General features: G+C 53.0%; 15 protein-coding genes. 6 read left to right on the forward strand and 9 right to left on the reverse strand.

Annotation, left to right across the window (positions count from 1 at the left end; translation table 11 throughout):
* Positions 1 to 54: 54 nt before the first annotated feature.
* The 5 genes from HBN79_RS04695 to HBN79_RS04715 all read right to left on the reverse strand — a co-directional run bounded on the left by HBN79_RS04695 (position 55) and on the right by HBN79_RS04715 (position 4,724).
* Positions 55 to 552 (reverse strand): hypothetical protein, encoded by a 498-nt coding sequence (locus HBN79_RS04695; protein ID WP_262372263.1) that lies wholly within the window; start codon positions 550 to 552, stop codon positions 55 to 57.
* Entirely contained in the window at positions 552 to 1,058 is a 507-nt protein-coding gene (locus HBN79_RS04700) for a hypothetical protein (protein WP_169916392.1), read from the reverse strand. The genes HBN79_RS04695 and HBN79_RS04700 overlap by 1 nt, the downstream gene beginning before the upstream one ends.
* A gap of 3 nt (positions 1,059 to 1,061) precedes the next feature.
* Positions 1,062 to 1,550 (reverse strand): hypothetical protein, encoded by a 489-nt coding sequence (locus tag HBN79_RS04705; protein WP_169916393.1) that lies wholly within the window; start codon positions 1,548 to 1,550, stop codon positions 1,062 to 1,064.
* Positions 1,551 to 1,594: 44 nt separating this feature from the next.
* Positions 1,595 to 2,287 carry a hypothetical protein gene (locus HBN79_RS04710; protein WP_169916394.1) on the reverse strand — a complete coding sequence of 231 codons (693 nt, stop codon included), beginning with the start codon at positions 2,285 to 2,287 and terminating at the stop codon, positions 1,595 to 1,597.
* 166 nt (positions 2,288 to 2,453) lie between these two features.
* Positions 2,454 to 4,724, reverse strand: a complete 2,271-nt coding sequence (locus tag HBN79_RS04715) for a replication protein RepA (protein ID WP_169916395.1) — start codon at positions 4,722 to 4,724, stop codon at positions 2,454 to 2,456.
* Between the two features lie 576 nt (positions 4,725 to 5,300).
* Here HBN79_RS04715 and HBN79_RS04720 point away from each other — a divergent pair.
* The 3 genes from HBN79_RS04720 to HBN79_RS04730 all read left to right on the forward strand — a co-directional run bounded on the left by HBN79_RS04720 (position 5,301) and on the right by HBN79_RS04730 (position 7,470).
* The gene (locus tag HBN79_RS04720) at positions 5,301 to 6,593 is read left to right on the forward strand and encodes a hypothetical protein (protein ID WP_169916396.1); all 1,293 of its coding nucleotides are present in this window, start codon (positions 5,301 to 5,303) and stop codon (positions 6,591 to 6,593) included.
* A gap of 365 nt (positions 6,594 to 6,958) precedes the next feature.
* Entirely contained in the window at positions 6,959 to 7,165 is a 207-nt protein-coding gene (locus tag HBN79_RS04725) for a helix-turn-helix domain-containing protein (protein WP_146540833.1), read from the forward strand.
* Positions 7,166 to 7,239: 74 nt separating this feature from the next.
* Positions 7,240 to 7,470 (forward strand): hypothetical protein, encoded by a 231-nt coding sequence (locus HBN79_RS04730; protein WP_146540831.1) that lies wholly within the window; start codon positions 7,240 to 7,242, stop codon positions 7,468 to 7,470.
* A gap of 59 nt (positions 7,471 to 7,529) precedes the next feature.
* Here HBN79_RS04730 and HBN79_RS04735 read toward each other — a convergent pair whose 3' ends face one another.
* Positions 7,530 to 8,627 carry a site-specific integrase gene (locus HBN79_RS04735; protein ID WP_169916397.1) on the reverse strand — a complete coding sequence of 366 codons (1,098 nt, stop codon included), beginning with the start codon at positions 8,625 to 8,627 and terminating at the stop codon, positions 7,530 to 7,532.
* A gap of 128 nt (positions 8,628 to 8,755) precedes the next feature.
* On the opposite strand from HBN79_RS04735, the gene dusA reads away from it, so the two are divergent.
* Complete coding sequence (gene dusA, locus HBN79_RS04740; RefSeq protein ID WP_346010138.1) at positions 8,756 to 9,736, forward strand: tRNA dihydrouridine(20/20a) synthase DusA; 981 nt, start codon at positions 8,756 to 8,758, stop codon at positions 9,734 to 9,736.
* An 80-nt stretch (positions 9,737 to 9,816) separates the two neighbouring features.
* Here dusA and HBN79_RS04745 read toward each other — a convergent pair whose 3' ends face one another.
* The gene (locus HBN79_RS04745) at positions 9,817 to 11,406 is read right to left on the reverse strand and encodes a tannase/feruloyl esterase family alpha/beta hydrolase (protein WP_169916399.1); all 1,590 of its coding nucleotides are present in this window, start codon (positions 11,404 to 11,406) and stop codon (positions 9,817 to 9,819) included.
* A 177-nt stretch (positions 11,407 to 11,583) separates the two neighbouring features.
* On the reverse strand, positions 11,584 to 12,246 hold the full coding sequence (locus tag HBN79_RS04750) for a TetR/AcrR family transcriptional regulator (protein ID WP_095000039.1): 663 nt from the start codon (positions 12,244 to 12,246) through the stop codon (positions 11,584 to 11,586).
* Between the two features lie 213 nt (positions 12,247 to 12,459).
* Between HBN79_RS04750 and HBN79_RS04755 the strand changes: the two genes are divergently transcribed.
* Together HBN79_RS04755 and HBN79_RS04760 are read left to right on the forward strand one after the other, a co-directional pair.
* The gene (locus HBN79_RS04755) at positions 12,460 to 13,299 is read left to right on the forward strand and encodes a TauD/TfdA family dioxygenase (RefSeq protein WP_095021135.1); all 840 of its coding nucleotides are present in this window, start codon (positions 12,460 to 12,462) and stop codon (positions 13,297 to 13,299) included.
* A 51-nt stretch (positions 13,300 to 13,350) separates the two neighbouring features.
* Entirely contained in the window at positions 13,351 to 13,713 is a 363-nt protein-coding gene (locus HBN79_RS04760; RefSeq protein WP_262372264.1) for a class II aldolase/adducin family protein, read from the forward strand.
* On the opposite strand, the gene HBN79_RS04765 is transcribed toward HBN79_RS04760, so the two are convergent.
* A partial coding sequence (locus HBN79_RS04765) for a transposase domain-containing protein (RefSeq protein ID WP_169916207.1) occupies positions 13,687 to 13,789 on the reverse strand: 103 nt, incomplete at its 5' end. The genes HBN79_RS04760 and HBN79_RS04765 overlap by 27 nt on opposite strands.

Genomic DNA, 13,789 nt, shown 5'->3' on the forward strand with positions numbered 1-13,789 from the left:
CCCATACGACATTCCTTACGGCCTTTGTAATCGCTCTCAGATTCCCAGCGGAGCTCATACGCCACCGTCCATGAAACGTATATGACTCACTGGAGCCTTATATGGCTCGTAAATGCTCCAAGAGCCTATTTTGCGCACAAGCGCCTGGCCTTGTTTGATCACAAACAAAGCGTCCACGCATTGGTAGTCGCTGAGTGTCCGAGGGACAGTCACAGAGGGGGCCGGATCAAGGATGTTTTTGCCGTCAAAAAGTACCTGGTGGACGAGTCCAGATGCAGTCAGTACCTGGAGGATTGCGGGGTCGCCGAAGATTTCGAGGATTTCTGGGCTTGCTGTGCCCATGGTGATTCCGCTGGCCTTGCTGAATCCTGGGAATGGGATATACACAGGGGCATAGCCAAGGCTGAACAGGATCGATGCGGTCTGCTGAATGCTCACGCCATTGCGTTGTTTGTCAGCTCCGTAGAGATCCAGAGCTTGCTCGTAGCTGATCGCCAATGTGTTGGCCAAAGTCGCGATACCGCAGTCGAAAGGGGTTCTTTGCTTGATCATCAGCTGAGCTCGTTTGTTTTAGTTTTTGCGAGCAACAAAGCGTCGGATTGCTGCTGTTGGAGCATTAAATCGAGATCGGAATCACCGCCCATTGACGGTATAAGTGCAATACCAGTGGTAGTTTCTTCAGTTGTTTCGGTGCGAATGGTTACTTCTTTTCTGTTCCAATCGCCGAATTCTTCCGGCATTCGTCGCGAAAGTAAGCGGGAAGCTTGGTTTGCATCACCCATCTTGATCGCTTTCATCACTGTATCGATTGCAGGTTTGCAGGATTTGGCTTTCGCCAGGTCTACTCGCTCCAGAAACTCCAGCAGCAGGAGCTCATCTTTGGTTAAGTCAGACTCGATCTTTCCATCTTCCTCGATCTCTTTTGCGGCCTTTTGCCATGCAAAAAAGGTCGAGGACGGCACGCCGGCACACCCACAGGCGATCTTCAGACTGGTCGTCTGAGTGATGTACTTTTCGAGATCGGTGATGATCTTTTTAGTGAGCGCCTTAGTCGCCATCAGTCACTCCAGGAACCGCGCGCCGCTTTTCGCGATCATCAGAGAGTCCGATATACCGTCCTTGATCGCCCGCGCGCCGGTCTTGTTTTTGCGACCATAAATGGCTTCAGCCCGGAACACCTCGAAGGCAACTTCGGCGATTTGCTCTTTAGACAGCCCTGTGAGCCCCTGGCAGCCACGCCACTCTTGAGGCCTAGTGAACCGGATTTCTTTTGCAACCAGCGCAGCTACAGCCCTGATCGAGCCGAACGAATCGCCGAAGTTAAACATCGACACAACACCCTGCCCTGGCCGCGCGCCAACTTTCTCGACAACAGCCAGGTCGATGTCGTACTTCGACAAAAGGTTGTAAGCGGCAACAGGATCAACCTTGCGCTTGCCATAATCACCCACAACTGTCGGCATTGGATAGCAAGCAATAAGGTTAAATCGCTCATCAATTATGGATAGGCCGCCTGAAAGACCTGGATCGATACCGAGAATCTTGCGCATAATGCTATTTTCTTATTATTGTTATGCATTTATTGTAACAGTTATTACTTGTTGTTTGTGCGCAAAGCTTCTTCTAAACGTGGCAGGCCTTTACCTATATTTTCTACTAGGTATTTGTATCTAGCTGATTTTAGGAACTTGCCTTCTTCACTCTGATAACAGTAATCGAACCCCTCTTTCTTCAGCCATTCTTCATGAGTCATGCGGCTTCCATCTTTTCTTGGCCTTGCAAACGGACAAATAATGTTTCGCTCTTGTAAAATAAAGATGAAGTGAACGTTATTGCTCTTTGCTACTGCGCGATACTTTGCTGCGTCAGCGAGCGTAGGTATTACTCCTTTCGCTTCGTAAAAAATTCGATCGTTAAGCGCATCGATCCAATCTGGCTGGTATGTGTGCTCGATGACGTATTTGACTTTGTGCGACTTTGGCTCGTACTCAAGTCCTTTGAGACCGCCAAACTTAGAGATGTGAACTTCTGGCCATGAGCGGTATGGTTTAGGTACTGGAGGTAGTGATGGTAGGAAAATAACATCATCAATTGGCACTGGCTTGCGACCGTAGCGCTGGTCGTTGTAAGCGTTCCAGTCCACTTTTTTAAGTGCTGCAAGGCATGTATCGGTGATCAGTTCGAGGAGGCCTGGGTCAACGTTCTGGAAGCCTTGGAGGAGCTCTCTACGGATATCATCGACTTCAGTCATGTCGATGATTTTGGGGCAGTGTACGAGCATGTTCATTTATAAGGCCTTTCTTATTATTGTTGCTCTTATATTTCTATAATAAAGAGGAGCCTTCAGCCGCACAATAGAGAAAATGCAAACAAATCGAACTTTGACAAACAAAATTTGTTAGGTATATGAATGTTGGAGTTTTGGTGATGGCCGTCCGTGGCCATTTGATGACTTAGAGCGGCGCGCCAACTTTGAAGTAGCTGGACATTTGGATGATCGAGTCCTGGTCGATGATGTAGTAGTCGCCGGATTTACCACCATCCACTTTGCGGGTCTTCAGGCCGAAGCACTTCAGGACGTTGGTTACAGCCGCTTGCTTAGCCTTGGCAGTGTTAGCGCGCGACATGTTGATGCCTAGGCCAATAACTTTAGAGCGCATGGTATTGAGGCGGTCAAAGAGTGCTGAAGAGTCATCTGCTCTCCAGCCTTTAGTCAGCGACATTTCAGCGATAGCTGGCAAGATCTGCGAGAACACTGCGAGTTCGTCGTCTGGTCTGATAGAGCTCACGCTGTAGAGCTTTCTGAAGAGCTTGATCTTCAACTCCCCTTCACCCTCTCCCCAAAGTTTCGCGTCTTCGCTGGTTAGCTGCGCGCGACCCATGACTTCCTGCGCGCGGGCTCGGATCACTGACAGGTACTCAGTTTCGTCTTTCGATCCGGCGTCTTTTACTGCATGAACGACCTCGGCCTGCGCCGGCGCTGATCTGAGCAGCTTCGCAGCGGTTTCCCTTTTTACTGATTTACGGCCCTGGGAGTCAGCGACGAAACCCGACTTCGACATCTCATCATCGCGCTCCAAGACTTCAACTCCGAACCCCTGCATGAGCAGGAGCGCCGGCAAGGTGTTGGATATGTTGTCTTTGAGCCACGCTTCGCTTGAGCAGTGATCGTACTGCAGCGCTTCGAAAGCCGAAGGGGCGTTATCAGCAGCAATTGCTTCGCGGATCTTGTACTTTGCTTCAGAACTGATCGTCAGCCCGCGCAGCAGCTCCTCTGTCGCGACCATGGCTTTTTTGAAGGTAATGTCCACGATCTCAGACTTGCGATAGTCAGGGGTTTTGAGCCCCACGGTGAAGGACGTGGCAGTCCGATCACGACGAAGCATCTGGATAGCGTCGGAGGGTACGATCTGTCCGCCGAATAGTCCAAAGTGCGACTCGAAGTGGTTAGAAGTGATCGACAGTGCGGATGTGATCACAGGTGAATAGATGACGATTTCGTGCTGCGTGGAATTCGGATTAGCGATGAATTCAGCTTGCTCAGACCACTTCGCGTTTGCAGCCGTGATCACGTGTACCGGGCGCTTAGCTTTCTTCTCGATGTACTTGCCCAGCGCCTCGGCTTCCCGCGCGCCGTCGCAAGCGACCAAAATTTTCTTACCGTCCTTAGCTGCTTCAACTACCAATCCGCGCACGGTGCTCGAATCCGACGTCCTTACTGTGATGTCGCTGTGATCCTGAGCGACCTTGAAAAGCTTGGATGGGCGATCAGCGAGGAGCTCAACGCACCTGGCGTTGATGTCAGCGTCAGCCAGGATTACTTTTTTCGCATTTTTGACGACAAACCGCAGTGCGTTCCAGACAGCTTCGCGGTGCTTCACTTCTCCGCCGAGCACATGGGCAATGACCTGGCTCGCTTCGTCGATCACTACTACGTCTGCTGACTCGATGAAGCTTTTGAATTTGTGAGCTGAGAGTGAGTTGACGACGATCTTGAGGCCTTGTGCGTTTTGCAGGACGTCAGGGGTGTCGCACTCGTCGTAGCTGACGATGCCTTCGAGTTGGGCTATGTTGCGGTTGATCGAGCGGCGGTGACTGATCACCAGGACTTTGCTACCACGTGCCATTTCTTCGCTGAGTACGGGCTCGATGATTTTGCTTGTTTTACCGTAAGCCGTTGGCAGAGCCAGGAGCGCAGCGCCTTCTGTAGACAAGATGTAGTCGCGAACCTCGGCGGCGTCGAGCGGAGCCTGGCCTTCGTCTTTGAGGCCCTTCAGATGCGATACCAGCTCTGCTTTTTTGCGCGACAACTTGGCGTTGATCAGCTTTAAGCAAGCTTCCTGAGTGCGGCCTGAAGCGCCTGCAAGGGCTTGGGCCTTACCGTCCAGGTCACCAGCGGTAAAGGCATCTCGGGCGATTTCGAAGGCCGCGCGGTCGAAAGCTTCGTCGCTGCTGTCGTTTGTGGCGATCAGTACGGCCAGCTCAACTTTGCTCAGGTTGTGGATGTTAGTTGCGAGAATGCCGCTTGCTGCTGATGCGATGCCTGATGCGGTTTTAAGTGCAGCTTTGATCGCGGGGATCACATTGCCATCAATGTTGATAACACGAGCGACTTTCGGGTAGTCAGTGCGCAGAGTCTCAGCGGTTTTCATGACGTCGACAGAGTTGATGGTTTTGTAGCCGTCGAGCTCAGTGTTGATTGCGTAAGCTTTGATGTTTTGCATTTTGCTAACTCACTTGCTTTTCAGGCATCTCTCTTGCGCCTTGTGACTATTATTAAACTTGATTGCGCACACGATCAAGTGATAAATCGAAAGTTGTCGAAATTAATTGTTCGAGTATGTTTTTATGGCCTTACTTGATTTCACATTGATACTAACGCGAGGTATACAAAAGCGTTTCACTTAATCAAAATGATAACAATCCACCCCCCATACCTCCTACTCCTCTTCTTTCTTTATATAAGAGAATGGATAGCATCGGGGGTGGCGTATTGATACTTTTGAGGCGGGTTGGGTTGGCTCGTCAGTACCTTTTGGTTAAGTAATACTGCTTTTATAGTCTTCGTGACGCCATGCATCTATACGTAGCCGACCTCAGCGCTATAAAGCTTATACGCATACTCATAAGCCGCACACATCCCAGCCAAGCTCATTTACCCTGTATTTACTGCACTACAGCTTTGCGCATTAAATAATTTTCAAATATCTTACAAAAAGCATTGCGCCCACCGAATCTCTTCCCAATAATGTAGTTACCGGGGCAAGAGAACCTTGGGCTTACAAGAGATAGATAAAAAGATGGCATTTAAGTACGCGACCCAGACCACTGCTGAGACTAACATTGTTCGCCCGCAGACCGCCCCATCTTTTAAGGCCCTTTTCGAAACGTCTTTTGAATCGCCGGTTGTACTTGACGACAAGACTAAAGCAGCAACTTTTATCCCTTCGTCTTTCCGCGTTTTTATTCGCAACGATCAGAACGTGGACACCGCCAGCGCCATCATTTTCGACATTGACCAAAAACTCGGTTATGGCTACGACGACGATATGATTGCTCTGGAAGAAGTCGAAGACGCTCTCCTTGACCTCGGTCTTGAGCACTTCATTTACACGAGCCACAGCCACACACTGCTCGCACCGCGCTTCAGGATCGTCATAGCAGCATCCCGCCCGTATTACCCGTCCGAGCACATCAGCGTACGCGCCGCAGTCCTGGAGCAGCTAGATGAGTTCCTGGGCGGACGTTTGCTTAAAGTTGTAGATCAGTGCTGGAAAACACTAAGTCAATGCTATTACGTGTACACGGCCCACCCCGACCGAAAGCAATTTGCCATCAGCTTTTACAACCCCGGCGCGCCAGCGGATATCGACGAATACAAACTTCATCAGTCAACGTATGGAGTCGAAACCGAGTACAGACCTGGCGCGCCGCGCAAAGCCACAGGTTTAACAGGAACACGCGGACGCTCATATGAACTCAACCGTATCCTGGGCGGAATGATTACTTCGTCAACTGAAGAAGAAATCGCCAAACGTCTTTTTGAAATCGACAACACCCTACACGCAGGGAACGAATACTTCCGCGACCAACAATATCCTCGCAACCGCCCGCGCGCGGGCGAAAGTAACGAGGCCGCAGCCTGGAGATCTTGCCAACTCTTTACTAAGTCACACATCAACAGTCTCAAGCGCAAAGCAAGAAAGCCTATCAACACTACAATTGTCGTCAAACAATCAGAGTCCAGGGAAGCAATGCCGACTCACGACGCGATGATCAAAATCAAGTCTGCTAAAGTCGGCAACACTAAGACCGGCGCCGAAACGGTATTGATGGAATTGCAAGTAATGTCAGGGGAGCACGCAGGACGTCATCTTTGGCATAGACTCTATGGCGCAGGCAGCCACGAAGTTGCGATTAAGATTTCCGACTCGATCAAGACCAAAATCGCCAAAGCCACAAAACTGGAAATACCAAGCATCCAGGACATAACCAAGGCATACGACATGCCCATCCTGGCGCGTATCAAGCACAAACCAGGCACTAACGGCTTCCCTGCCCAAAACGAGATCGGCGACATACACCTGAATTAAAACAAACGCAACAAGAGGCATCCAAAACTTAGCGGCTTGACAACAAGCACAATGCAACAGGTTTAAGTTATTGGTTACAATAGACATGTACTTCGGAGTTTACGAGCATTTTCTCTGGAGTACATCTCTCTCTAGTTGCACCCTAGCCCCGGCTCTCTCTCTCGTTGCTGGGGCTTCTTTTTGCCTGCTGCTTTTGAAGGTATCGGTATAGCATATCTATACTCGTTGACCCTGAGAATTGACAGCATGTCAATAGGTGGTGTCGATTTTTTTGTTGACAGCGACTTCCCAAACGATCAGCATAAATTGACACCGACGGGCACAGCTCTGTCGATGCAACCCACTGACCATAAAGGGAAATTTTGATGCGTAAGCCTGCAGACGGCGACTTCATCTCAGTAAAAGAGACCGCAGCGATCCTGGGCGTCTCGGTCGACACGCTCCGCTTCTGGCGGTACACCGGCAAGCACATGAAGGCTCTTACGCCTTACGCCCACATCAGCCGCCGTGTTTTTTACAAGCGTGATGATGTCCTGCGATTCTCCGACTCGAGCATGACCGCAATCGCCTGATCGCCCTCACTTTCAATATTCATTCGGCGCTACGACTAGGAAGGTACGCGCGCTCACGGATCACGAGCAATCCAATGTCTGACCGCAACGCACTTGTCATATCCCTGGGCTTCTTGACTGAAGAGCAGATGATCGAAATCACCCAGGTAAAAAAAGAGACCCTGGAACACTGGCGCAAGCATTATAAAGGCCCTCCACCAATGCTTTTCGGTAATGCATTTTTTTACGCAATTGACGATGTCAAAGACTACATGCACTCGCTGAGAAAAACGCGTAGTCGAGAGTCTATTTTGCGATCAATTTAGACTAATAAATACCGCTTGGAACTCGCAGGCTGCGCGGTTCCAAGAGATTGTTTTTAATACTAAGTGATAATTTCAAGCGTTTCTTCGCGTTTTTTACGTCGCTGCATATTTTCCTCGTACGACGCATGCACATTTTTGGCTTTAATATGCGTGTATCGCTTTAGCATTTTCCAGTCTTTGTGACCCGTGAGCACAGCAACTTGCTCTATGTGCAGCCCGATTTCGAACAAAAGACCGGCTGCTGTATGACGCAGATCGTGGAAACGGAGATCATGAATCTCGCACTCTTGGCAAACTCTCGTAAAAGATGCGCTAACAGACCCGCTATTGTAAGGAAATATCCTTCCGGACTTGCGATCACCGATGTATTTTTCTGCAAGCTCCCATGCTCTACCGAGTAGCGGCACAAGCATGTCGTTACCGCTCTTTTGCTTCGGATCTTTGCGGTTTTTTATAACTATAGATTTTTCGTCAAAATCAACATCACTGATTTCCAGGGAACAAATCTCCTCTTGGCGCATCGCAGACGCTAATGCAAACGTAATAATATCTTCCATTGGAATTTTTTGACGCAGCTTTTTTTGATATGCAGCGAAGATAGTTATTAACTCATCCTTTGATGCTTCTCTTTTTCGCTCGTTGCTTTTTGTACTTAGACCCATGGGCTCGAGCATTTCTCTCGCTCTCTGCACAATGCTTACATCAACATCGTAGTGCTTCACGATCCTCGCCCATTTCAGTACAGTCGATATGTAAGACAGATCGATTGCGATTGTCACTCCAGAGACGCTAACTCCAGCTTGCGTCTTTTCTTTCACACGTCTTTCAACAAAATCCCTGAGATGCAGGATCGAAAAATCGGACATCAGTACGCCTTTGAACTCATTTTTTAGGCGCTTAAGAGTCGATTTTTTATTTTTCCCGTGCTTTTTGACGGGCTCTGTCTCTTCAACATACTTATCAACAAAATCGGCGAAAGTGGAACCCTTGGGTGTTGATGCTGTACCTAAGGCTCTGATGCTCTCAAGCTTGCTCTCCTGATCTGCAGCCCATTTTTTAGCATCAGCATGCTTTTTAAAAGTCATGCCATGCCTCACCCCGCCGCGCATAACCTGTGCGCGCCAACTGCCGCTTGGAAGCTTTACAATACTCGCCATCGTGTGCATTCCATGTGCAGTTTTATGTACCCGGATAATACACTGCACACACACGTCATGTGCACTCCGTGTGCACAAAAGCTACACACGAAGGTATTTTTGTGAATCTAGAAAACGATAAAACCCTTATAAATCAAGGCGTTACCAGCAGACGATTCAGTGTGGCTCCCATGATGGACTGGACAGATCGCCACTGTCGGTTTTTTCTGCGTCTGCTATCCAAAAACGCCTTGCTGTACACCGAAATGGTCACTACGGGTGCGCTGATCAATGGTGATGCCGAGCGCTTCTTGCGTCATGACGCGTCTGAGCATCCGCTGGCCTTGCAACTGGGAGGGAGTGTTCCGGCTGACTTGGCCGTTTGCGCACGCATGGCTCAGGATGCAGGGTATGACGAGGTGAACCTGAATGTCGGCTGCCCCAGCGATCGGGTGCAGAACAATATGATCGGTGCCTGCCTGATGGCGCACCCGGCCCTGGTGGCCGATTGTGTCAAGGCCATGCGCGATGCGGTCGCTATCCCTGTCACGGTCAAGCATCGTATCGGCATCAACGGCCGCGATAGCTATGCACAACTGTGCGATTTCGTCGGTACGGTTCGTGATGCAGGCTGCACCAGTTTCACCGTGCATGCGCGTATTGCCATTCTCGAAGGGCTGTCGCCTAAAGAAAACCGCGATATCCCGCCTCTGCGCTATGACGTTGCCGCGCAGTTGAAAACCGATTTCCCTGAACTGGAGATCATTCTCAACGGCGGGATCAAGACCCTCGAGCAATGCCAGGAACATTTACAGGTGTTTGATGGTGTGATGCTCGGCCGCGAGGCCTATCACAACCCGTATATTCTGGCCGAGGTCGATCAACGTCTGTTTGGCAGTTCTGCCCCTGTCATTTCGCGGGTAGAGGCGCTCACGCTGTTGCGGCCTTATATCGCAGCGCATATAGCCGCGGGTGGTTCAATGCACCATATCACGCGTCATATTTTGGGGCTGGGCCAGGGGTTCCCTGGCGCCAGGCGCTTTCGTCAACTGCTGTCGGTGGATATCCATAAGGCCAAGGACCCGTTGGCATTACTGGATCAGGCCGCAGAACTGCTGGTAGGCCGCTGAAAACAGCGCAATAGCGCCGGCGCAAGGTACACAAAGGCCTGCATGAGACTTCTCATGCAGGCCTTTGTTTTTTTGCACCACTATTGCGTTACTTCGACACAGGCATAACTGTCGGCATTGTCGATATCGCCCTTGCCCGCGTAACGGGCGACCTGCGGCCAGGCACATAGCGAGCGGGTGCGCACAACCTTGCCGTCTTCAATTTTCGAAGCGACGATGCGCTGCGGTGCTACGCCGTGCTCCACCCAATTGTCGATAATGGCCAACTTGTCAAAGGTGTCGCAGCCCGCACCGCCGTAACAATGGCCCATGCCCGGGATCAGAAACAGCCGGGCCGAAGCCCGGGCCGCCTTGCCCGAATCACGCAGCAGTGACTGGTAGTAGTCGATCAGCTCCTGGCCGTTATGAAAATCGTTCCAGCCCACATAAAGCAGTAGCTTTGCCCCCCGGTCGAAAAATGCCGTGAGGTTGGAGTCAACGTGCAACAAGGGCCCGAGCCTGTTCACAGCCTCATTCACGGTCTTGTCCCAGTCCATGGTCGTCCAGTCCCAGTCCGGATCCTGGAAAGCCGCGTACTTGAACAGGTCCAGGGCCACCGGGAACGCTTGGCCATCGACAAAATCACCGAGCAGGTTTTCATTGCCCTTGGCCACGCCAGGAAAGATCACTTCCCCGGTACGCGGGTTGATCGGCCCTCGATAGAGCTGCTGCATCAGCTCTACCTGCCCCGCCGTCAGGCAGTCGGCTGTCTCGGTGCCTTTGCACTGCAATTGTTCAGGCTCAAAATCGCAATGCTGCGGGTCGTCGATAAACCCCTGCTTGAGGCCAATGGGCGTGGCGCAGGCCTTGAGCGCCGCCTTGCTGACCATCTCGAGCTTGGCCTTGGTCATGTTCACATCGCGGTGGCGACCGAGCAACCAGCCGGGCCAGAGCTGGGCGGCATTGAACTTGACCAGCGGGTTGGGCGGCGCACCGGCGACGATACCATCGTAGTCATCGGGAAAGCGCCTGGCTTCGATCAGACCTTCAAGGCCGCCCAGCGAACAGCCTATCCAGTACGCCCGGCTGGCCGGTTTTCCGTAGTAGGCCTTGATCAGTTCCTTGGCATGTACCGTCATCAAGTGGTCGGCGCGCCAGGCATAGTCGATCAGTTTTTCCGGGTGCCCCAGGGCGAACTGCCCGCCCTTGCCTTCTTCAGTACTGCTGTCGTGTCCGGTATCGGTCGCTGCCGTGGCGTAGCCCTGCTCAAGCCCGGCGAGCATGGCCGGGTACATCATCGCGCCGCCCCAGCCAAAACTGCCGACACCCAGTAACTTGCCGTTCCAGCCATTGAGCGGCAACCAGACTTCGATCTTGATATCTGAATCGCTGCTGGGCCTGAGTGTGGCAGCAACCCTGCAAAAGGCCGGGTTTGGCCCGACTGCGGGGCGCCCTGCCGGGTTCATGCCGGAGAAACTCGCCAGCCGGGTCAGCGGGTTTTCCGGCATTGGGTACTGCCCGGGGGCAATGGCCTCGGCCACGGTGATGGTCGCATCGGGCAAGGCCCTGGCGGCCAGGGCGCTGCAGGTGTCTTCGGCATGGGCTTGCGCTGCCATAGCCAGGGTCAGCAAGCTGACGGCTGCGTACCGGAGAAACGGGCGTAGTGCTGAACATGGGTGATTAATTTGCATATCCCTGCCTTCGGATCACGCTCAAGAACAGACGCTGCGCGGTGGGTGCACTACCACGACCTTAGTTGCAGGATAAAGAAGGTCAAGGTGCAACTGGCTGTTTCAAGCTGACTGATGATCCGTGTAGCGCCCGCAACTGCTCGGCGTGCGAAGCCGCACAGCGGGCCGACCGCCAGATCACTCCCGCGTGCAAGGCCGCAGGCACCCCATGGCCATGGCCACCAGGCTATCGAGCAGCGCCCTGGATTCAAGCTGGTCCGGCATGTCTTCCAGTACCGAGCGGATAACACTGCGCAGCCCCTGCCCGAGCAGGTAAGCGGCCATGGCCGGGTGTTGCGTGGATATTTCATCCTCATACAACTGCAGCAGCGGCAACCAGGTCGCTTCGATAAATTCCCCGGTGGTGGTATATGGCCCGCGCCACATGCCCAGGTGCAAGGCCGAGTGATAGCGCAAATGAAACACCTTGTTCAGCCTGAACAAGCGTGTTTCGACGCGAATGATGTTGGCCAGAATTTGTTCCAGCGCCGACTTCAGGGGCACGCCAATCAACTTTTCCCGCACCTTCAGCAGCTGCTCGGACTCTTCGTCGAGCACACGCTCGTACAGCAAAGCCACGATGGCGTCCTTGCTGGGAAAATACTGGTAGATCGAGCCGACCGCGACACCAGATACCTCGGCGATGCGGGCGACCGTCAGCGCCGCCTCTCCTGCTTCATCCAGAATCTGCAGGCAGGCTTGCTCAACAGCATCGACCAGTGCCCGTGAGCGGGATTGCACCGGCCGCTTGCGCAGCGCAGGCATCAGACCCTTTGTATTGTCATCGGCTGGCTTGCTCATGGGAACCCGAGCGGAGTATTTACTGCTGTTCTTAATTTCAGATATTTTCCTTTTATATCAGTAGGTTAAACACACAATCAGATGCCCGCAGAATGCGAATATCTCAACCCTGATGACGTCAGTATGATCTTTGGAGACGCTCGGACATCGTCCAAACGTGTAGTGATACGCCCTCTATAAGATCGGATATTTCAGCCTGCCGGGAGATTGCCCATGCCTTCACCACTCACCCTCCAGCCCCTTGGCCCCCACCTGGGCGCCGAAGTGCTTGACCTGGATCCTGCCACTGTTTTTCAGCCGCAAACCCTAGCGGCACTGGAAGCTGCGCTGGTCAAACATGAAGCCCTGGTACTGCACGCCCCATGGCTACAGCCAGAACAACACCTGGCCATTGCACGATATTTCGGCGAGCCCGAAGTTCACACGTTCTATCCCAACCTGGGCGCAGGCTTTGAACAGATCACCGTGATCGACTCCAGGCTGGGTGACCGGGCGGATATGTGGCACCACGACGAGAGCTTCCTGCCCGACCCGCCGATTGTCACCATGACCCACGCCCAGATCCTTCCCCCCTGTGGCGGCGATACGTGCTGGATCAGCATGACCACGGCCTATGACAGCCTGTCCGGGCGTATGCAGCACTACCTCGACGGGCTCAGCGCCTGGCACGACATGAACGGGCCCATGACGGCAGCGCTGCGCCAGAGCGTCGTCAGCCATGAGCGCTATGCCGAGGTCGTGCAGATGAACCGCCGCCACCTGCACCCGCTGGTGATCCAGCACCCGGTGTCCGGTCGCAAAGCCCTGTATCTGAGCCCGACCTACACCACCCATATCGAAGGTATGGCCCCCTCTGAAAGCGACGCGATCCTGGACTATCTCCACGCGCACTGCCAGCACGTGCAATTCGGGTTTCGCCATCGCTGGCGTGTCGGTGACATGGTGCTCTGGGACAACCGAAGCGTGTTGCACAACGCCATTCTGGACTACCAACCCCATCAACGGCGCATGCAGCGCACCTCGGTATTCGCCCGCGAACCCTTGCAGGCGTGAGTTCTGAAGGAACATTCACGGATCACAACCGCTGCAGAGGAGCACACCAGAATGATGAAAGATGAACTTAATCACGACCTCCTGGCCCGCTACATTCCCAGGCCAGGCCGGTATGCACTGTTGCCCGAACTGACTGCGCACCAACGCGTGGCGCTGCTGTGCCGGGTGCTGTATCGAGAGGGTTATAACGACCATATTGCCGGTCATGTCACCGTCAAGCAGGACGATGGCACCTATTTGGCCAACCCCTGGGAGCTCACCTGGGGCGAAGTAACCGCCTCGGACATCCTGCGCCTCGACCAGACCGGCAAGGTCATCGAAGGCGAATGGAACATCACCCCGGCGATCAACCTGCATATGGATTGTAAGCGTCCAGCCGCCCCACCTTTACTCGGGCTGTGGACCCAGCGGTAGTAGCTCATCGATCCGGCTATTGGGCCAGGCGGGGAGTTTTTCCAGTGTGGCTTTGAGCCAGGCGGCGGGTTCGAGG

It is taken from the genome of Pseudomonas sp. WS 5051 (assembly GCF_012985715.1).
Taxonomy (GTDB): domain Bacteria; phylum Pseudomonadota; class Gammaproteobacteria; order Pseudomonadales; family Pseudomonadaceae; genus Aquipseudomonas; species Aquipseudomonas bubulae.